Origin of the sequence: Massilia sp. DD77 (genome assembly GCF_036961685.1) — a bacterium.
Taxonomy (GTDB): Bacteria; Pseudomonadota; Gammaproteobacteria; order Burkholderiales; family Burkholderiaceae_D; genus Telluria.
Map to the genome: position 1 here is coordinate 1 of NZ_JBAMDH010000012.1, position 20047 is coordinate 20047.

Here is a 20047-nt window from a genome sequence, read left to right on the forward strand (position 1 = left end):
TTTGTGCTGTTCCCTGCAGCGGCATCGCTGCCGCTGCATGACTCAGGCGCTTAGAACGTGTAGTTCAGGCCCAGGCTGAAGGAACGGCCGATGGCGCCGGCTTGGTGCATTGCCGAGTTGTACTGCGACAGGTTGTTGCCTGCGGAGCCATAGGTTGCCACGTCGATTGGCGGTTCGCGGTCGAACACGTTCAGGATTGCGCCCCGCAGGGTCAGCTGGTCATTGAACTTGTAGGTCACGTTCAGGTTCGTGGTCGCGAACGAACGGATGGTGCAGTACGACGCCGGCATGCCGTTCAGGTCGAACATGGTGCGGCCAGCCACGTCGTGCGCTGCGCTGGCGCAGTCCAGGGCGCCGACCGACGGGTCGAGTGCCGAGTACTTGTCAACCCAGTTCACGGTGGTGGTGATGGCCAGCGGGCCACGGTCCCAGCCCAGGGTCAGGTTGGCGCGGTTCTTCGGGTTGCCGGTGTTGCCGCCGACTGCCGAAGGACCGTGGGTGCCTGCCAGCTGGAGCTTCTCGGTGCCGGTGTCGATCTCGTAGCCGAAGGTGTGCGCGAAGTTCAGGCCGGTACGCAGGTTGCCCATGGCGCCCATGCGATGGCGGTAGGACAGGTCCAGTTCCAGGCCGTGGGTTTCGACGCCGCCAAGGTTGATGTACGGGGTCGGGCCATAGGCGATGAAGCCAACCGACGGGGTGCCGACGACGGTGCCGCCGTTGCCGTCGGCGATGTCGGTCGGAACCGCCGGGCTACGCACCCAGTTCGGGGTAAAGCCAGGCACCGACACGGCCGAGGTGATCTGGCCGGTCATCTTGATGCGGTAGTAGTCCAGGGTTGCGGACAGGCCCTGGATCGGCTCGACGATCACGCCCAGGGTGTAGCTCTTGGCCTTTTCCGGAGCGACATCGGCTTCGGTGGTCTGCACGTAGGTCGGCTGGATGCCGCAAGCCGCAGGCACGTTGCCGGCGGTGTTGCGGTTGCCGTCGGCGCACAGGACTGGATCGTCGATGCCGTTGAACAGGAAGAACGAACCGGCATTGCCCACTTCCGAGGCGTTCGGTGCGCGGAAGCCCTTGTCGAACGAGCCGCGCAGCGCGAACATGCGGCTCGGCGACCACTTGAACTTGGCCGACGGCGTGAACGAGCGGCCGTAGGTGTCGTAGTGGTCGTAACGGGCCGACAGGTTCAGCTCGAGAGCCTTGATCGGGTTGGCGCTCAGTTCCGCGAACACCGCCTTGTTGGTTTCCTCGCCGAACACGAAGGCCGAGGTATTGGCCACGGTGCCGTTCGCGGTCAGCGGGGACGCCGGCGAATTCTGCTCCTTGTTGTGCCAGTGGAAGCCGACCGCTGCCTTCAGCTGGCCTTCGCCAAGCTGCATCAGGTCGCGGCTACCGGTCAGGTCGAAGTAGGTCAGGTTCGACTCGAGGGTGTTCGAGAACACCGGCGCCACTTGCGCCAGCACGCCCGGCGAGTTGCCGCCGATCGGATTGAAGCTGCCGTTCAGCACGCCATTGATCAGGGCGGTGCGGTTGACGTAGCCGCTGTACTCGATGTCGGTCTTCACCTTGCTGTAGCCGGCTGCGGCGTTGACGTCCCATCCCATGGCGCTGCCGGTCAGGTCGACGGCGTAGCGGGTGGCGCGCGAGGTGTTGTCCGACTGGATGCCGGCGCCGGCTTCGTTGACGTAGCCGTACAGGCGAGCCGGTGCGCCGAGGCGGTTCAGCGGGTGGTTGGCCGGCAAGCGGGTGTCGACGACGCGGCCGACGCCCGGGGTCAGCACGCCGTTGTTATAGGTCGTGAAGCCGGCGAAGGTGCTCGGCGAGAAGGTAGTCGGGGTGCCGCGGTTGTTCTGGCTCTGGCGCTCGAACATCGACGCCTTCATCGACAGGGTCCAGTCGTCGTTCAGCTTCTTGGTGGCGCCCACCAGGACGTTCATGTTGTCCGACGGTGGAGCCAGCCAGGACCAGACGTCGCGCACCATGCACTGGCCTGCGCGGTACAGCTGGAAATTGCAGCTCGGATCCAGGAACTGGAAGTTGGCCGCATTGTTCGCACCGCCAGGACCGGCCGGGTTGTACAGGAAGGGCACGCTGGCCGGGGTCACGAAGCTGTTCAGCGGAGTCGGGACGCCGCGGCGCACGTCGTAGCCGCCGCGCGAGCGGTAGTCGCCGTTGGCCCATTCGCGGTCATCGCGCTGCGACAGGCGAACGCCTTCCTGGTCGCGGTACTCGATGCTGCCGAAGACGTTGAAGCCCTGTTCTTCCAGGTCGCCGAAGCCGCTGGTGATCGAGGCCTTCTTGGTGCGCGCGCCGCCGTGCTGTGCATGGCCGGCTTCCGCGTTCAGGCGAGTGCCGTTGAACTTCTTCTTCAGGATGATGTTGACCACGCCCGCGACTGCGTCCGAGCCGTAGATCGAGGATGCGCCGCCCTTCAGGACTTCGACGCGGTCGATCAGGTCGAACGGGATGTTCGAGACGTCGACGAACGAGCGCTGGGCGTCGTCCGACAGCGGGTAGGAGGCGACACGGTGGCCATCGACCAGGACCAGGGTCAGGCCGACGGTCAGGCCGCGCAGCGAGACGCCCGATGCGCCGTTCGCGAACGCGCCCGGGAAGCCGGTGCCGAGTGCGCCCTGGCCGTTGGCGGCCAGTTCACCCAGGATCTCGGCGACCGAGGTCTTGCCGGTCTTGGCCATTTCGTCGGCGGTGATCACCTGGATCGGGCTTGGGGTTTCAATGTCCGAACGGCTGATCAGCGAGCCGGTCACGACCACGCGCTGCGGTGCCTGGGCGGCCGGCGCTTGGTCCTGGGCCATCGCGGGAGCGCCGATCAGCGCGCCGCTGGCGACCACGCATGCGACTGCGAATGGCAACGACTTCATCTTAAACGTCATGAATACTTCTCCTTCTGTGCTTTTTCTCGAAGTGGTGTGTGCCCGCACTGGTTGCCCAAGTGCAAAGCGTCTCCTGCAACCCTGAAGCGTCAGCTGCACGCTACCTGCCGTTTCCGGCGGGCCTGGAGGATCGTTTACGTCCATTACTGCGTCTACTTCCGCCGCTTTTTTAGGTGCGGCGTTATTTTCCTAGCCGCCGATTAGGACGGATACTCTCAACCAATGTTTGCCTATAAACCAAACATTATTTAAGTGAACACATAAAACCATAGCAAAACCGTAAGTGTCAACGGAACGCAACTTCGCCCTAGTATGAAAAACAACACTTTAATTTGTGGAAAAGAGATTCTGCCCGGTTTTGGTGCATCGCAATAAGAATCCGAACATTCCGTGCCATGCGCGCTCAAGAAGGAGACAAAAGACGCCAGAATCTCATTTCTTGACAGAGGATTGCGCATTTACTGCATCGCAACATGATAGTTTTAGTTTGGGTAGACGCAAGATTGTTTGTATGCACCAGATATGCACTGAAATAGGCATCCACCCTCTTTCGGTGCATCAAAATGGCAGTTGCAGGAACACAACACTATCATCGCATTCCACCACGCCAGGGGGGAAAATCCAATTGTTGAGAACGAATGCCGGCCCGAAACCCGGACTGAAGAACAGGACGGAAAGATTCCCAGCTGGACATGCCCGGACGCATATTACGGAACGAAGCGCGAGCCCCAGCCAGCCGGTCACCGACTGGCTGGTTAGGAGCGGTCCGGCTGCCATGGACGCTTTCCATGCCACATGCGCCGCGTTCGTCGATGGGCTTCAGCACATTGTTTTCAAAGCAGTTCCCACTGTATTGGCACAGGCCTGCGATTTTCTTTGAGTAAAGGACTCCGGTAAAATAGCGGCTTCGCCTTTTCCCCTTTGTTGCCTCACTAGCAACCACTCCCATGCTCCGAATTAACGAACTCAAGCTCCCCCTGAACCATCCGGAACCCGCCCTGCGCGCCGCCATCCTGGCCCGCCTGGACATCGCGGATGCCGACCTGGTCGACTTCACCGTGTTCAAGCGCAGCTACGATGCGCGCAAGAAGGCGGCCATCGTCCTGATCTATTCGATCGACGCCGAGGTGCGCGACGAGGCCGCCGTACTGGCGCGCCTGGCGCGCGACCAGCACGTGATGCCCTCGCCCGACACCGGCTACAAGTTCGTCGAGGCCGGCAGGCCGGCCGCCGGCACCCCGCGCCCGGTGGTGATCGGCATGGGACCTTGCGGCATGTTCGTGGCCTTGATCCTGGCGCAGATGGGCCTGAACCCGATCGTGCTGGAGCGCGGCAAGGTGGTGCGCGAGCGCACCGTCGACACCTTCGGCTTCTGGCGCAAGCGCAAGCTGAACACCGAGTCGAACGTGCAGTTCGGCGAAGGCGGCGCCGGCACCTTTTCGGACGGCAAGCTGTATAGCCAGATCAAGGATCCCAAGCACTACGGCCGCAAGGTGCTGACCGAGTTCGTCAAGGCCGGCGCGCCGGAAGAGATCATGTACGTGAGCAAGCCGCACATCGGCACCTTCCGCCTGGTCAAGATGGTCGAGCAGATCCGCGCCGAGATCGAGGCGCTGGGCGGCGAGATCCGCTTCGAGTCGCGGGTCGAGGACGTGCTGGTGAGCGAAGAGAACGGCGTGCGCCAGGTCCAGGGCGTGCGCCTGGCCAGCGGCGAGGAGATTCCCACCCGCCACCTGACCATCGCGATCGGCCACAGCGCGCGCGACACCTTCGAGATGCTCTACGAGCGCGGCGTCTACATCGAGGCCAAGCCCTTCTCGATCGGGTTCCGGGTGGAGCACCCGCAATCCCTGATCGACGTCTGCCGCTTCGGCCCCAACGCCGGCAACAAGCTGCTCGGCGCGGCCGACTACAAGATCGTGCACCACGCCTCGAACGGCCGTTCCGTGTACAGTTTCTGCATGTGCCCGGGCGGCACCGTGGTCGCCGCATCGAGCGAGGAAGGCCGCGTGGTCACCAACGGCATGAGCCAGTATTCGCGCAATGAACGCAACGCCAACAGCGCCATCGTGGTCGGCATCACCCCCGAGGACTATCCGGGCCACCCGCTGGCGGGCATCGCCTTCCAGCGCGAGCTGGAGTCGCGCGCCTTCGTGCTGGGCGGCAGCAACTACGACGCGCCGGGACAGCTGATGGGCGACTTCGTGCGCGGCGTGCCCTCGAAGGAATTCGGCTCGGTGGTCCCGTCCTTCAGGCCGGCGGTGCACCTGACCGACCTCGCGCCGTCGCTGCCGGCGTATGCGATCAGCGCCATGCGCGAGGCCTTCGTCGCCTTCGACAAGCAGATCAAGGGCTACTACAAGGAAGACGCGGTGCTGACCGGCGTGGAAACCCGCACCTCCTCGCCGATCCGCATCAAGCGCAACGACCACGACCTGCAAAGCCTGAACACGCGCGGCCTGTTCCCGGCCGGCGAAGGCGCGGGCTACGCGGGCGGCATCATGTCGGCCGCGGTGGACGGCATCCGGGTCGCCGAGGCGGTCGCGATGGCGATGGCCGCTTGACGCACGCCGGCGGCGCCGGCGGAGTGCGGGCCTTCGGTCCGGGCCTGGCGATCCTGGCCTCGATGGTCTCGGTGAACGCCGGCGCCGCCTGGGCCAAGGGCCTGTTCCCGCTGGCCGGCAGCGCCGGCGTGACCGCCCTGCGCGTCGGCCTCGCCGCCCTCATGCTGATGCTGGTCGTGCGTCCCTGGCGCACGCTGCCCAACAAGCAGGACGCCTGCAACCTCGCCGTCTACGGCGTGATGCTGGGCCTGATGAACCTGCTGATCTACGGCGCCTTCGCGCGCATTCCGATCGGGATCGCGGTCGCGATCGAGGTGACCGGTCCGCTGGCGGTGGTGATCATGTCCTCGCGGCGCGCGCGCGACTTCGCCTGGGTGGCCTGCGCCGCGCTGGGACTGGCGCTGCTGCTGCCGCTGGAAGAAGGCAGTAAAGGCCTCGATCCGCTCGGCGTGGCCTATGCGCTGGGCGCGGCCTTCTGCTGGGCGATGTACATCGTGTTCGGCAAGCGCGTGTCCTCGCTCAAGGGGACCGAGGCGGTGGCCTGGGGCATGCTGGCGGCCAGCCTGTTCGCGGTGCCGGTGGGCGTGGCCCAGGCGGGCGCCCTCCTCTTCACGCCGGCCATGCTGGCGGGCGGCTTCCTGGTAGCGCTGCTGTCCTCGGCGATTCCCTATACCCTCGAAATGATGGCGCTGGCGCGCCTGCCGCGGCGTGTGTTCGGCATCCTGGTGTCGGCCGGGCCCGCGCTGGCGGCGCTGGCGGGCTTCCTGATGCTGGGCGAGCGGCTGACGGGGTTGCAGTGGGGGGCGATCTTTTTGGTGATCCTCGCGTCGGCGGGGGCCGCGGCGACGGCGGGGCGTGGCGGCGAGTAGCTCCCGATCCCTTGCCCTGCCCCGTCATTCCCGCGAAGGCGGGAACCTAAGTTCGTCGTGCAGCAAGTAACGTCGAACGATAACTAAACTCAAGCAAACTTGGGTTCCCGCCTTCGCGGGAATGACGGGTCAAGAGCAGCTGGTCGCTTCAGGCTATACCGCTACGCTAAATCCACCCCGCCTTCTTGAACCGCCGGTACAGGTATCCGCACACCACCACCATCGTCCCGAGCGCAAACGGATACCCGTACTTCCACTTCAGCTCGGGCATGAATTCGAAGTTCATCCCCCACACCCCGGCGAACGCGGTGAACACCGCGAAGATCGCCGCATACGAAGCCAGCTTCTTGCTGATGTCGTTCTCTTCGATCGCCACCATCGACAAGGTCACCTGGATCGCGGTGTTGATCGTGTCGCGCACCGCGTCCAGGCGCCCGGCGATGCGGAACAGGTGGTCGTGCACGTCGCGGAAGTATTCCTGGGTCTCGGCCACCACCTGCGGCACGCGTCCGCCATACAGGCGGCCGACGGCGTCCATCAAGGGGATCACGGCGTGGCGCAGCTGCTGGGCCTTGCGCTTGAGCTCATACAGGCGCTCGACGTTGGCGCGTTGCTTGCCCTGCTGGCCGAAGATCTGGTCCTCGATCGACTCGAGCTCGGACTCGAGCATGTCGACCACCGGGAAATAGCGGTCGACCACGGCGTCGATCAGGGCGTAGAGCACGAAGCCTGCGCCCTTGCGCAGCTGGTGCGGCTCGCGCTCGGCGCGGGCGCGCACGCCCAGGAAGCTCTGCTTCGAATCGCTGCGCACCGACAGCACGTAGTTCCGGCCGGCGAACACGGCCAGCTGGCCGACGCACAGCTCGTCCTCGTGCAGTTCGACGATGTGCGCGACCATGAACACGTTCTCGCCGTATTCCTCCATCTTGGGGCGTTGATGCCCGCGCGCGGCATCCTCGATCGCCAGCTCGTGCAGGCTGAACTCCTCCTGCATGGCGGCGATCTCGTCCGCGCCCGGATCGCGCAGCGCGACCCAGACGAAGGCGTCGGGTTGTTTCAGGTATTCGCTGATGTCCTCGACCGGGACATCGGAGAGCTTCTTGCCTTCCTGGTAGGCGACACAGTTGATCAGCATGGATGGGTTGACTCGACAGGCGAAATGGAACGATGCATGAGCTTACACCATCGGCCCATTCCCCCCGCCCTCACTCGTCGCGCGCGCCGTCGATGCCCAGTTCCACGATCTTGCGGGTGATGGTGTTGCGGCCGATCCCGAGGCGCATCGCGGCGTCGTTCTTGCGCCCGTGGGTGTGCTTGAGCGCGGTGCGGATCAGGGCCGATTCGAACTGGCGCCCCAGCACGTCCATCACGTCCATCTGGCCGGCGCTGAGCATGCCGGCGGCCTGCAGCTCCAGCAGGCCGATCCAGCCTTCGGGCGACAGCGCCGGCGTCTGGGGCTGCCCCGCGCCGTTGAAGCCTGCCGGCGCGGCGGCCGGCGCACCCAAGGTGCCTTCCGACAGCGGCACCGCCTCGTGCTGGCCCTGGCTGGCCTGGGTCAGGTCGCGCGGCAGGTCCTTGACCTCGACCGTCTGGCCGGGCGCCATCACGGTAATCCAGTTGCACAGGTTTTCCAGCTGGCGCACGTTGCCCGGCAACTCCAGCCCGGCCAGGAAACGCATCGCCTGTTCGCTCATGCGCTTGGGCTCGACGCCCAATTGTCGTGCACTCTGCACCAGGAAGTGGCGCGCCAGAATGGGGATGTCCTCGCGCCGCTCGCGCAGGGACGGCAGGCGCAGGCGGATCACGTTCAGGCGGTGGTACAGGTCTTCGCGGAACAGGCCGTCGCGCACGCGCTGTTCCAGGTTCTGGTGGGTGGCCGCGATCACCCGCACATTGGCCTTGACCGGCTGGTGCCCGCCCACGCGGTAGAAGTGGCCGTCGGACAGCACGCGCAGCAGGCGGGTCTGCAGATCGAAAGGCATGTCGCCGATCTCGTCGAGGAACAGGGTGCCGTCCTCGGCCTGCTCGAAGCGGCCGCGCCGCATCGCCTGGGCGCCGGTAAAGGCGCCGCGCTCGTGGCCGAACAGTTCCGATTCCAGCAGGTCCTTCGGGATCGCCGCCGTGTTGAGGGCGATGAAGGGCTGCTGGGCGCGCGGACTGTGCTTGTGCAAGGCGCGCGCCACCAGCTCCTTGCCGCTGCCGCTCTCCCCGGTAATCAATACCGTCACGTTGGATTGCGACAGGCGGCCGATGGCGCGGAACACCTCCTGCATGGCGGGCGCATGGCCCAGGATCTCGGGCGTTTCGGCGGGCGCCGCTTCGACGCTGGCCTCGCGCAGGCTTTCTTCCAGCGCGCGCCGGATCAGGGACACCGCCTTGTCGATGTCGAAGGGCTTCGCCAGGTAATCGAAGGCGCCGCCCTGGAAAGAGGCGACCGCCGAATCGAGGTCGGAGAAGGCGGTGATGATGATGACCGGCAGGCCGGGATAGCGCGCCTTGACCGCCTGCAGCAGGTCGATGCCGGATTCGCCCGGCATGCGGATGTCCGACACCAGCACTTGCGGGCTCTCCGTCTCGAAAGCCAGGAGGGCATCGCGCGCGTTGGCGAAGCTGCGGGTCTCCAGGCTTTCGCGCGCCAGGGCTTTCTCCAGCACCCAGCGGATCGATGCATCGTCGTCGACAATCCAGATTGGTTTCATGTATTCGTGTTTCCCGCAACATGGATTCAATGGGGACCGTCCGCTCCGGTCCTGCGCCGCGAAGCTTATGGCAAGGGCAGCAGGATACGGAAATCGGTCAGTCCAGGCCGGCTTTCGCACTCGATCACGCCCAGGTGCTGCTGCACGAAGGTTTGCGCCAGGGTCAGCCCCAGGCCGCTGCCGCCATCCCGCCCGGAGACGAGCGGGTAGAAGATGCGGTCGCGGATCTCCGGTGCGATGCCCGGTCCATTGTCGATGATATGCAAGTCTAGTGCCAGCCCGTAACGGACCTTGGCCAGGGTGACCTGGCGCGCCACGCGGGTGCGCAGCACGATCTCGGCGTCGCCCTCGGCGATGCGCCCGGCCAGGGCCTGGGCGGCGTTGTGGGCGATGTTCAGGACCACCTGGATCAGCTGCTCCATGTCGCCGCGGAACTCGGGAATCGAGGCGTCATAGTCGCGCCGGATCGTGAGCCCTTGCGGGAACTCGGCCAGGATCAGGCTGCGCACCCGTTCGCACACTTCGTGGATGTTGACGTCGCCCACGATATGGGGCTTGCGGTGCGGTGCCAGCAGGCGGTCGACCAGGGTCTGCAGGCGGTCGGCTTCCTTGATGATGACTTGCGTGTACTCCTGCAGGTCCGCCAGGTGGTGGGGCGGGAGCTCGAGCTCCAGCAGCTGGGCCGCGCCGCGGATGCCGCCCAGCGGATTCTTGATCTCGTGCGCCAGGTTGCGGATCAGCTCCTTGTTGGCCTGGCTCTGGTCGAGGATGCGTTCTTCGCGGTCGAGCTTGAGCTGCTGCACGTTCTCGCGCAATTCGATCAGGAGCTCGCCGCCGTTGCTGTCGCCGAGGGCGCTGACGATGCTGTTCACGTGCAGCGGCTCGCGCCCCACGCGCTGCAGGGTCAGGTCCTGGCGCAGGTCGGCGTACTGGTGGGCCAGGGCCTGGGCGCACAGCGCGCTCAGTTCGGCGCCGTTGGCGAACAGTTCGGGCAGCTTGTAGCGCTGCAGGGACTTGAGCGAGAGTTCGAGGAGATTCTCCGCCGCCGGGTTGGCGTAGCGCACCTGGCCGGCGCCGTCGGTCAACAGCACGGCCGATGCCAGCAGGTCCAGGCCGGCAAACGGACCGGCGAACGGGCCAGCCGGGCGCGCGGGCTCCCCGGGGCCGCTCATCGGAGGTTCGCGATCTCGCGCCGCAGGGCCTCGACGTTGCGTTCGCTGCGGTTGATGTCGTCGCGCATGCCGGACACGCGCTCCTGGTACTTGGCGTAGTTGCGCTCGTTGCCCTGGCGTTCGGGCTCGCCGTTGTTGAAATCGCGCTTCAGGTCGGCCAATTTCTTTTCCTCGGAACGCAGTTCGTCATGCAGGATCTCGCGCCGGTCGTCGTCGCGCGCGCGCTGCTGGGCGCTGTCGACGCGCGGGAAGCTGGCCGGGCTGACGCTGGCGGCGGGCGGGCTGCTCGGACGCACGGCCGGCGTCGACACGGCCGGGATCGGCGCGGAGGCGCGCGGGGCCGCCGGCGGCGTGTAGCCGAGGTCGAGCAGCTTGCAGCCCTTCCGGCTGCTGTCGGTGAACTCGACGCGGCCTTCGCCGTCGATGCACTTATAGACGGGTGTCTGGGCGGCGGCCGTGTTGCTGAGTGCGATACCGACAGCCAGGACAGCGATAGAGCGGGTGAATGTCATTCTCATCAGAAACAGATCTGCACAATAAAAGTGCACATAGTGTAGACCTTCGCGACTATAACCGATCCCGAAAACAGCACGGGGAAAGCCATGGCTTTCCCCGTCTTTGTTACACCGCCTTACAGCTTTCGATGCCAGGCTGCAACACTTTCCTTGCCAGCCTGATTACGACGAGTAGTACATGTCGAATTCGGCCGGGTGCGGGGTCATGCGCATGCGCTGCACTTCCTGCATCTTCAGCTCGAGGTAGGCGTCGATCATGCTGTCGCTGAACACGCCGCCGCGGGTCAGGAACTCGCGGTCCTTGTCCAGGGCTTCCAGCGCTTCTTCCAGCGAGGCGCACACGGTCGGGATCAGCTTGTCTTCTTCCGGCGGCAGGTGGTACAGGTCCTTGGTCGCGGCTTCGCCCGGGTGGATCTTGTTCTGGATACCGTCCAGGCCGGCCATCAGCAGCGCGGAGAAGCACAGGTAGACGTTGGCCAGCGGGTCCGGGAAGCGCACTTCGATGCGGCGGCCTTTCGGGTTCGCCACGTGCGGGATGCGGATCGATGCCGAACGGTTACGGGCCGAGTAGGCCAGCTTGACCGGGGCTTCGTAGCCCGGCACCAGGCGCTTGTACGAGTTGGTGCCCGGGTTGGTGATCGCGTTCAGGGCCTTGGCGTGCTTGATGATGCCGCCGATGTAGAACAGGGCGGTCTCCGACAGGCCGGCATAGCCGTCGCCTGCGAACAGGTTCTTGCCGTCCTTCCAGATCGACTGGTGCACGTGCATGCCCGAACCATTGTCGCCGGCCATCGGCTTCGGCATGAAGGTCGCGGTCTTGCCGTAGCTGTGGGCCACATTCCAGATCACGTACTTCAGGTTCTGGGTCCAGTCGGCGCGCTCGACCAGGGTCGAGAAGCGGGTGCCGAGTTCGTTCTGGCCGGCGCCGGCCACTTCGTGGTGGTGCACTTCGACCGGGATGCCCATCGATTCGAGGATCAGCGACATTTCCGAGCGCATGTCCTGGAAGCTGTCGACCGGCGGGACCGGGAAGTAGCCGCCCTTGACGGTCGGACGGTGGCCGCTGTTGCCGCCTTCGATTTCCTTGTCGGTCGACCAGGACGCTTCATCCGAGTCGATCTTGACGAAGCAGCCCGACATGTCGATCTTCCAGCGGACCGAGTCGAAGATGAAGAATTCCGGTTCCGGGCCGAAGTAGGCGGTGTCGCCAATGCCCGAGGATTTCAGGTAGGCTTCGGCGCGCTTGGCGATCGAGCGCGGGTCGCGGTCGTAACCCTTGCCGTCCGACGGTTCCACCACGTCGCACTGCATGAACAGGGTGGTTTCTTCCATGAACGGGTCGATGTTCGCGGTGTTCGGGTCCGGCATCAGGAGCATGTCCGAGGCTTCGATACCTTTCCAGCCGGCGATCGACGAACCGTCGAAGGCATGGCCCGATTCAAATTTGTCGAGGTCGAAGTGCGACACCGGCACGGTCACGTGCTGTTCTTTGCCGCGGGTATCGGCGAAGCGAAAATCAACGAACTTGACTTCGTTGTCCTTAACCATCTGCACTACGTCTGCGGCGGTCTTTGCCATTCGGAATCTCCTAGTTGAAAGGGTGTGTGCCTTGCCTGATGCGAAGCGACAACATGCACTCCATTAAAGCAGGAAGCATGCCAACCTCGCAGCATGAGCAAATGCATAATTCGTTCTTTGGAAACGGGCCAGTTTACCCATAAAATCGCCTTTAAACGGATGCACGGCCGTGCGATTCGATCACGGCCTCGGCGCACCACTTTGGTGCAATCCATGCAAAATGCACCACGGCAGCGCAGGATACACTGATGCAGGATGGTGCATCGCGCATTTATGCTCGAAAACGGACCTACGAAATGACTCCCGAACAAATTTTAGCGGCTGCGCGCCAGCGCGCACCCGGCCAGCCCTATGCGGGCGCCGTTACCCCGGAAGAGGCCTACGCCCTGCTCCAGGCCGATCCGAAGGTGAAACTGGTCGATGTGCGCACGAACGCCGAGCGCGACTGGGTGGGCCGGGTGGCGATTCCCGACGCCCAGCATGCGGCGGTGCAGTGGGCGACCTATCCGGGCGGGGTGCCGAATCCGGACTTCGGGGCGCAGCTGGAGAAGGTGGCGCGCAAGGACGAGGTGCTGCTGTTCCTGTGCCGCTCGGGGGTCCGCTCGCGGCATAGCGCGCGGGTCGCGACCGAGCATGGGTTTGCGCAGTCGTATGACATCCTGGAAGGCTTCGAAGGCGACAAGGACGCCGAGGGGCATCGCAAGACCCTGGGGGGGTGGTGCAGGAAGGGGCTGCCGTGGGTGGGGGCGTGACGCACCGGTGGTCCGCCGAGGAACTTAGGTTCCCGCCTTCGCGGGAATGACGTGCTGAGGAAGCGTGTCGATGATGGAACCGCGAGTCGGCACACTAAAAACCGTCATTCCCGCGAAGGCGGGAACCCAAGTTTGCATGCAAGCCGCCGACGTAATTACTCCACCCCCGGCCCCGCCACGATCCGCTGCCTCACGATATTGATATGACTGCGCAGCCCGTATAGCGCATCCGCGAACGCCAGCGGAATCGAGATGTGGTTCACCCGCTCCTCGATATCGTCCAGCCGGTGCAGCAAGTCCTGGCGCACGGCCCCGCGCTCTTCGCCCTGCGCCCTTTCCATCGCCTGCTCCACCGCCCGCAGTTCGCCATACCAGCGGTACACGCGCGAACGCACCCGCCACACGTAGAGCGGCGGCACGATCTTCGACAAGGGAATCAGGAGGGCCGCCAGGGCCACCGCGATCACGCCCAGCCGGTCGAGCAGGTTGGCCAGCCAGAAGCTCATGTAGCGCTGCAGGAAGGGCGGGCCGTCGCGGTAGTAGCGCGCCGCTTCGCTCGCCACCGGGATCTCGGTGTACTTCGGCGACGGGAACTGACCCTGCTGCTGGAACCACCCTGCCCCGCCGTGGATCTCGTAGGCCGCCTTCACGAACTGGCCCACCAGCGCAGGATGCAGTTCCTCGCGCGCCACCAGGGTCGCGGTCGGTGCGATCAGGTGGTAGTCCTGGGCGGGAATATTGCGGCCCAGGTCGACGATCCCGCGCGGCAGCACCACATGGGTCAGGAAAGGCAGGCGCCGCGTATAGGCCTCGGCCTGGGAGAAATCGAACAGCTGGATGCCCGGGGTTTGCAAGAGCATCTGGATCAGGGGCGCTTCCGGGGCGGAACTGAACACGAGGCCGTCGATGCGGCCTTCCAGCAGCTCCACCGTGGCCGGCGTGTTGGCCAGCAGGCCGATGCGCAGCTGTTCGGGTTCGACGCCGTTGGCCGCCAGCACCTGGCGGAACAGGCGCGGCACGCCCGTGCCTTCCGGCCCCAGGTTGATGCGCTTGCCCTTCAGGTCGGTCAACCTGGCGACCTTCGCTTCCGTCCTCAGGAACAGCCAGACCGGCTCGGTGAACAGGCTGCCGAGCGACACCAGGCCGTGGCGCGCGGCCTGGCCGTCGTCGGTCGAGCCGCTCTGCACGAAGGCGATGTCGGCCTTGCCCGCGATCAGGCGCTCGAGGTTGTCCTGGGAGCCGAGCGAAGGCTGGAGGGTGACCGCGATCTCGTCGCGCGCCAGCAGTTGCGCGTACTGCTTGCCGAACTGCTCGTAGGCGCTGTTCTCCTGGCCGGTGGCCAGCACCAGGTGGCGCGGCGGAGCCGGATCGACCCACCAGTAGGCCAGCGCCACGGCGGCGATCACGATCAGGATGGTCGGCCCGGAGGCGACCAGCAGGTCGCGCAGCGACACGATGCTGAAGCTGCGCACCTTGGAGACGGCGCGGCGCATGGCGCCGCGCTTCGCGTCCGGCGGCGGCCGCACTAGCGGACGCAAGGCGGCCGGGCCACCACCACCGGACGGGTCACCACCGGCGCGGGCGCCGGCAGCGGCGTGCCGTCAGGTCCCAGGACCACCGGCGGCGCCTTGGGCGGCGGGGGCACCAGGCCCGGCACCGTCGTCAAGCCCGCACCGCCCGGCGCCGGCTCGATCATCGGCATCAGGCTCGGCGCCAGGGTCGCCAGCAGCTGCACCGGCAAGGCGCTGGTGAAGTCGTAGTTGCCCGACTGCGGACCATGCACGTAGGCGGTCATGCTGCCGAAGAAGCGTTCGCCGATGTTGAACACGAAGGTCGCCGAACGGTTCACGTAGCGCGACTCGATCACGCGGCCGCCCCGGGCATAGACCTCGAAGCGCTGGTCGCCGGTACCGGTCTTGCCGCCCAGTGCGATCACGCTGCCGTCGTTCTGCACGAAGGCGGTCTTGACGCGCTTGGCGGTGCCGTCCGTGACCACGCCCTGGATGGCGTCGGCCACGGCGCGGGCCACCTCGGGCGCCAGCACCTGCTCCTTGCCGCCGCCCTTGTTGCGCTTGACCAGGGTCTCGTAAGGCGTGTCCTTGGCGAAGTGCAGCGAGTCGATGCGCTCCACGGGCTTGCGCACGCCCCCGTTGACGATGATGCCCATCAGCTCGGCCAGCGCGGCCGGACGGTCGGCCGAGGCGCCGAGGGTGGTCGCGTAGGACGGCACCAGCGATTCGAAGGGATAGCCCATCTTCTTCCACTGGGCGTGGATCTTGAGGAAGGCTTCCACCTCGAGCAGGCCGGCGATGCGCTTGTCCTGGGCATGCTTGCGGTGGGTCTTGAACAGCCACGAGTACACCTCCTGGCGTTCCTTGACGCTGGCGTTGGTGACCTCGGTCCAGGTGGCCTTCGGATGGGTGCGCAGATAGCTCACCAGCCACAGCTCGAGGGGGTGCACCGAGGCCACGTAGCCGCGGTCGGCCAGCGACATGTTCTTCGGATCGTACATCTCATACATCTTGGGGATGCGGTCCGGGTCCATGTCGTGGGTCGAGGGCAGCGACTTGTCGATGAACTCGGCGAACTGGGCCATGGTCGCGTTCGGCACCACGGTGCGGTGCGCGGCGGCCAGCTTGGAGGCGAGCGGACGCACGCCCGAGTACAGCATGGTCTCGATCTCGGCCGGGGTCTTGCCCTTGTACTTGTTCCAGAACTTGGCCAGGAAGTCCTTGCCTTCGCGGTCGGCGAAGCGCGACAGGTACTCGGCGCGGCGCGGATCGTCGGCGTCGGCCAGCAGCTGGGCCGAGGAGCCCGGCAGCTGGAACATGTAGTAGCGCACCACGTCGCGCATCATGCGCACGAAGACCAGGTTGGTCGACTGGCGCAGCGCCTCGGTGACCGTCATGATCTTGCTGTTGTCCAGCTTGCTGAAATTGCCGAAGGTGTGCAGGCCGCCGCCGGTGAAGAAGGCTTCGCCCGGGTTGGCGGAGTATTTGCGCTCCATCGCGGCCGCCAGCATCGGCGCCAGGCCGCGGTCGGCGCCGTCGGGCAGCACGCGGAAGTACTCGATCGCCCACTGCGACATGCGGTCCTTCGGATCGACGCTCACGCCCATCAGGCCGATCTTGTCCATCGGCTCGTAGCGTTTGTGCAGCTGGTCGACGATGTCGAGATAGGTCACCAGGGTGCGCAGCTTGGCCGTGGAACCCAGGTCGAGCTTGGCGCCCTCGTTGATGTCGAGCGGCTGGTCGTAGTTGTCCGTCTGGACCCGCAGGTAGTTGACGTGCTCGCCGCGCTCCATGAGCGTGAAGCTGTACACCACCTGGGCCGGGTCGCCGTTGCCGAGCAGGCCCTTGCCGGTCAGGCCGGCCTCTTGCGCATGGCCCGGATCGGTCAGCTTGCGCAGGGCCGCGGTGACGGCTTGCTGAACCTGGGCGTCCAGGGTCGAGACCACCGACAGGTCGAGGCGGTCGATGTTGTACAGGCGCGGGTCGCCGATCAGGTTGCCGAGGTGGTTGCGCACCGCGTTGGCGGCCTTGCGCGACACGAAGGCGTCGGCCGGCGGCGGCGCCACGCCCGAGCCCTGGGCCGGATGCAGCTTGGCCTGGATGGCCGCGTCGCGCAGCTGCGGCGAGATCACGCCGGCCTGGGCCAGCACGCGCAGGTGGCTGTTGGTGAGCGTTTCAAGATCTTGCTCGCCCGCGCCCAGGTAATAGGCAGGACGGCGCTGGGCGATCATCAGCGACAGCGCTTCCTTGTAGGCGAGTACGGCCTCGGGGCTGGTCATCGGCCCTTTCAGCATCTGCGTGAGCTGCTTGAAATCGCGGCCGTACCAGACCCACATGCCGTCGCCGATGCCGTTCACTTCGCCATAGCCGGGCTTGGCCGACAGCGGCACCGTGTTCAGGTAGTCGAGCACGATACGGCGCCGCGCGGCGGTCGTGTCTTCGCCGTCCTGGTAGGCGCGCAGGGTGGCCGAGGCCATCTGGATCAGCTTGTCGGACAGCGAGCTGGTGCGGCCTTCCGGCGAGTGACGGTACTTCTCGATCTGGGTCGCGAGCGTGGAGCCGCCGGCCACGCGGCCTTCGCCGCCCAGGCCGACGCTGGACAGGGACTTATCGAAGACGGCCTTCGAGAAGCGGTCCCATTCGACCGCCGGGTTGCGGCTCGGATGCTTGGCGTCGAGCAGCTCGCGGTTCTCGATGAACAGCAGGCTCTGCACCAGCAGCGAGGGCGCCTCGTCGAACTTGTGGTAGTAGCGTTCCGGGAAGCGCGAGGCGAACAGCGGCTGGCTGCGGCAATCGAGGATCTCGAGGCCGACCTTGGTCTTCTCGTGGAAGGTGGCGTACAGGCCGCGGTCGGAGAACTCGATCATCTTGGGCGACATGCGCGCCTGGGCCGCGATCGCGTAATCGCGGCCCTGCAGCTTCTCGAGGTACTGCGGCATGCTGGCGTAGCCGAGACGGGTGTCGTAGGGGCTGGCCGCCGGGAAGCGGATGGCGGGGCTTGCACCCTTTTCCACGCGCCAGCTCAGGTCCTCGGCCAGCTCGGCGAAGATCTTGGCCTGCAGGCGCGAGGTCTTCATCTCGAGCGCGGCCCAGGCGGCCAGCAGGGCCGCCAGCAAGGCCGAACCGAAGAACAGCCAGAGCTTCCAGCGGCGCTTGCGCGGCTTGGGCTCGGGCGCGTCGGAGCCGCCTCCGCCAGGGGCACCGCCCAGGTGAGGATAGGCTTCGTACAAGGGGACGTCGTTGCCTCCGGCGGAGGCAAAAACAGGTGTCGAGGGCGCAGCGGCCACCGCGGCAGCCGGGCGATCGCGCCACCTGCCGAACACATCGAACACACTACTGGGCCGTCCGAAACGGCGAATACTTTCCATGATGGCTTAACCGGTCTGAATCGTTTTTACGTGCAATCCCCGTCAACCTGCTCGCCATCTGTTGCTGCCGGTCTGTTCGAGTGACTGAGGTGGTATTTGGTTCGTTTGCATTGGCGATGCGATCTCACTCCAGATGGCGCCGTCCGTAGGTAATATTCCACCACATCAATACGGCACGCGCGAGACACCGTTTAACAATTTTGATGTGCGTGGAATATTTTCGCAAAAAAACAACGGCGGACTCGTCTGGCGTTAATCGCGCGACATGCCTATTTATAAAGGTCGATACTCTGCTTCTAACTTGTCAAGCTCCGCGCACATCGCGGCATAGGCCGCGGCCACCGCGTCCGGTTTTCCCTTCACACCCAATTCGATATGGCGGCGCGTCTGCGCATCGCCCACGCTCGGCAAACTGAACACCCGTGCGCCTTCGTACTCGCGCTGCAAGCGCTCCATCAAGGGAGTGAGCGCGGCCTCCGCCTGCTCGTACACCAGCAGCGCGCGCTCGGCGTAGGGCTCGCGGTGGAACAGGTGGGCATAGTGGGTGTCCAGCACCCAGGCGATCATCGGCCAGGCCATCACCGGGAAGCCGGGCACGAAGTGGTGCGGCGCTTCGCCCTGCATGATCGAAAAACCGGGGATGCGGTTGTAGGGATTCGGGATCAGCACCGCGCCTTGCGGGAACTCCGCCATCTTGAGGCGCTGCAGGTTGTCGGGCGCGGCGAAGTCCGGCTCCCTGCCCGCCTCGCGTGCGGTCTCGCGGATGCGTTCCTCGATATGGCGCCGGCCTTCGGGATGCAGCTGCAAGGGCAGGCCCAGCGCCGCGCCCGCGCACTGGCGCGTGTGGTCGTCGGGCGTGGCGCCGATGCCGCCGCAGGAAAACACGATGTCTTCGCCGGCGAAGCTGCGGCGCAGGCTGGCCGTGAGGCGCCGCGGATCGTCGCCGGCGAATTCGGCCCACGACAGCTGCAGGCCGCGCTCGGCCAGCAGGTCGACCACCTTGGCAAAATGCTTGTCCTGCCGCTTGCCGGACAGGATCTCGTCGCCGATGACGATCAGGCCGAAACCACCCATGCGCTCTCCCGTGTTTGCCGAAGCTGAAACCTCCAGTGTGCCACCGCCAGGGAATCGCCGCTTGCGGGCGCCCATGGCTTCAACGCGCGACACCGCCGATGCGTGCACACGCGATTCACGCCATCGTCGTCACGGGCTCGGTACGCAACTCTTCCAATGCCTGTAAGCAGTAGTACTGGAACCAAAGCCCTGCGAACAGGAAAAGCATGACGTAGAGCCACAGCGAGAGCATGGCCAGCACGGGAAACAGCACCACCGACAGCACCGCCCCGCCCATCCAGGCAATGCCCGGCAGCGCGCCGGCCAGGCCGGTGGCCAGGCCGATCGCCAGCAGCGGCATGCGGCGCGTGCGCATCAGCGCTTCGCGCTCGGCGCGGCTGGCGTGGGCGGCCAGCGCGTCGTAGCTCATCACGCGCGAGGTCACCCAGGCCCACAGGCAGGCCTGCACCAGCCAGGCCAGCGGCGGAATCGCATACAGCGGCAGGGTGAGCAGCCACAGCAGCGCGAACACGGCCGAACTGCCGACGTTCACGGCGATGCTGCCCAGGAAGCTGCCGCCCTCCTTCTTTTCGAGCTTGGGAAACTGCTGCCGGCCCACGTGGCGCTCGATGGCCGGCATCGCGGCCACGCCCATGAACAGCAGGCTGGAGCCGATCATCAGGGGCAGCAGCAGCGCGATCGCCAGCAGCGGCACCACCACCACCTTGAGCACGCCCAGGCCCACGGTGGCGAGCACGTTGGAACTGGTCTCGAAAGCGTCGTACCGGGAGAACAGGCCATGCAGCCAGTCCAGCAGCGGCTGCAGCCCGAACCACAGGACCACGCCCCACAGCAGCAGCGACAGCACCAGCGGCGCGCCCGAGAGCAGCAGCATGCGGCCGGTGAACTGGGCGCGCAGCGCGCGCCGGTAGGCGGTGGCGACGCCTTTCATCGATATACTCCGCGGCGCATAGGGGTCTGGGCGCAGGGGCACGGACAAGCTTCGAGGGTGGTCGGCACGGGTTCCTCATGGATCGGTGGCGGGCTTGTCATTTTACGCACATCGCCGCCG

Annotated in this window: 13 protein-coding genes; 3 read left to right on the forward strand and 10 right to left on the reverse strand. The window is 65.7% G+C overall.

Features of this window, described 5'->3' with window-relative positions:
• Window positions 1–50: 50 nt before the first annotated feature.
• Window positions 51–2894, reverse strand: coding sequence for a TonB-dependent receptor (locus V7778_RS08630; RefSeq protein ID WP_335553906.1), 2844 nt, complete (start codon window positions 2892–2894; stop codon window positions 51–53).
• 947 nt (window positions 2895–3841) lie between these two features.
• Between V7778_RS08630 and V7778_RS08635 the strand changes: the two genes are divergently transcribed.
• Window positions 3842–5458, forward strand: coding sequence for an NAD(P)/FAD-dependent oxidoreductase (locus tag V7778_RS08635; RefSeq protein WP_335553909.1), 1617 nt, complete (start codon window positions 3842–3844; stop codon window positions 5456–5458).
• Window positions 5455–6327: an EamA family transporter gene (locus V7778_RS08640; protein ID WP_335553911.1), complete on the forward strand. Its 873-nt coding sequence runs from the start codon at window positions 5455–5457 to the stop codon at window positions 6325–6327. The genes V7778_RS08635 and V7778_RS08640 overlap by 4 nt, the downstream gene beginning before the upstream one ends.
• A 166-nt stretch (window positions 6328–6493) precedes the next feature.
• Here the strand turns inward: V7778_RS08640 and corA are convergent, their stop codons facing one another.
• The 5 genes from corA to glnA form a co-directional block, all read right to left on the reverse strand.
• A complete protein-coding gene (gene corA, locus V7778_RS08645) occupies window positions 6494–7462 on the reverse strand; it encodes a magnesium/cobalt transporter CorA (protein WP_335553915.1) in 969 nt (322 codons plus the stop codon).
• Between the two features lie 70 nt (window positions 7463–7532).
• Entirely contained in the window at window positions 7533–9026 is a 1494-nt protein-coding gene (gene ntrC, locus V7778_RS08650) for a nitrogen regulation protein NR(I) (RefSeq protein WP_335553917.1), read from the reverse strand.
• Window positions 9027–9091: 65 nt separating this feature from the next.
• Window positions 9092–10198, reverse strand: coding sequence for a nitrogen regulation protein NR(II) (gene glnL, locus V7778_RS08655; RefSeq protein WP_335553920.1), 1107 nt, complete (start codon window positions 10196–10198; stop codon window positions 9092–9094).
• Entirely contained in the window at window positions 10195–10716 is a 522-nt protein-coding gene (locus V7778_RS08660; protein ID WP_335553923.1) for a DUF4124 domain-containing protein, read from the reverse strand. The genes glnL and V7778_RS08660 overlap by 4 nt, the downstream gene beginning before the upstream one ends.
• Window positions 10717–10875: 159 nt before the next feature.
• Window positions 10876–12291: a type I glutamate--ammonia ligase gene (glnA, locus tag V7778_RS08665; RefSeq protein ID WP_335553926.1), complete on the reverse strand. Its 1416-nt coding sequence runs from the start codon at window positions 12289–12291 to the stop codon at window positions 10876–10878.
• Window positions 12292–12587: 296 nt separating this feature from the next.
• Here glnA and V7778_RS08670 point away from each other — a divergent pair, with 296 nt between their 5' ends.
• Window positions 12588–13043, forward strand: coding sequence for a rhodanese-like domain-containing protein (locus V7778_RS08670; RefSeq protein WP_335553929.1), 456 nt, complete (start codon window positions 12588–12590; stop codon window positions 13041–13043).
• A 155-nt stretch (window positions 13044–13198) separates the two neighbouring features.
• Here V7778_RS08670 and V7778_RS08675 read toward each other — a convergent pair whose 3' ends face one another.
• From V7778_RS08675 to V7778_RS08690, 4 genes are all read right to left on the reverse strand, one after another.
• Entirely contained in the window at window positions 13199–14536 is a 1338-nt protein-coding gene (locus V7778_RS08675; protein ID WP_335553931.1) for a TAXI family TRAP transporter solute-binding subunit, read from the reverse strand.
• Between the two features lie 32 nt (window positions 14537–14568).
• Entirely contained in the window at window positions 14569–17784 is a 3216-nt protein-coding gene (locus V7778_RS08680) for a transglycosylase domain-containing protein (RefSeq protein ID WP_442920709.1), read from the reverse strand.
• Window positions 17785–18195: 411 nt separating this feature from the next.
• Window positions 18196–18996 (reverse strand): competence/damage-inducible protein A, encoded by an 801-nt coding sequence (locus tag V7778_RS08685; RefSeq protein ID WP_335553937.1) that lies wholly within the window; start codon window positions 18994–18996, stop codon window positions 18196–18198.
• 115 nt (window positions 18997–19111) lie between these two features.
• Window positions 19112–19927: an EI24 domain-containing protein gene (locus V7778_RS08690; protein WP_335553940.1), complete on the reverse strand. Its 816-nt coding sequence runs from the start codon at window positions 19925–19927 to the stop codon at window positions 19112–19114.
• Window positions 19928–20047: the final 120 nt, after the last annotated feature.

What these genes read in the sequence shown, in the direction of transcription:
- V7778_RS08630 (WP_335553906.1), bottom strand. Translation starts at nt 2,894, where the DNA reads ATGACGTTTAAGATGAAGTCGTTGCCATTCGCAGTCGCATGCGTGGTC.
- V7778_RS08635 (WP_335553909.1), top strand. Translation starts at nt 3,842, where the DNA reads ATGCTCCGAATTAACGAACTCAAGCTCCCCCTGAACCATCCGGAACCC.
- corA (WP_335553915.1), bottom strand. Translation starts at nt 7,462, where the DNA reads ATGCTGATCAACTGTGTCGCCTACCAGGAAGGCAAGAAGCTCTCCGAT.
- ntrC (WP_335553917.1), bottom strand. Translation starts at nt 9,026, where the DNA reads ATGAAACCAATCTGGATTGTCGACGACGATGCATCGATCCGCTGGGTG.
- glnL (WP_335553920.1), bottom strand. Translation starts at nt 10,198, where the DNA reads ATGAGCGGCCCCGGGGAGCCCGCGCGCCCGGCTGGCCCGTTCGCCGGT.
- V7778_RS08660 (WP_335553923.1), bottom strand. Translation starts at nt 10,716, where the DNA reads ATGAGAATGACATTCACCCGCTCTATCGCTGTCCTGGCTGTCGGTATC.
- glnA (WP_335553926.1), bottom strand. Translation starts at nt 12,291, where the DNA reads ATGGCAAAGACCGCCGCAGACGTAGTGCAGATGGTTAAGGACAACGAA.
- V7778_RS08670 (WP_335553929.1), top strand. Translation starts at nt 12,588, where the DNA reads ATGACTCCCGAACAAATTTTAGCGGCTGCGCGCCAGCGCGCACCCGGC.
- V7778_RS08675 (WP_335553931.1), bottom strand. Translation starts at nt 14,536, where the DNA reads ATGCGCCGCGCCGTCTCCAAGGTGCGCAGCTTCAGCATCGTGTCGCTG.
- V7778_RS08685 (WP_335553937.1), bottom strand. Translation starts at nt 18,996, where the DNA reads ATGGGTGGTTTCGGCCTGATCGTCATCGGCGACGAGATCCTGTCCGGC.
- V7778_RS08690 (WP_335553940.1), bottom strand. Translation starts at nt 19,927, where the DNA reads ATGAAAGGCGTCGCCACCGCCTACCGGCGCGCGCTGCGCGCCCAGTTC.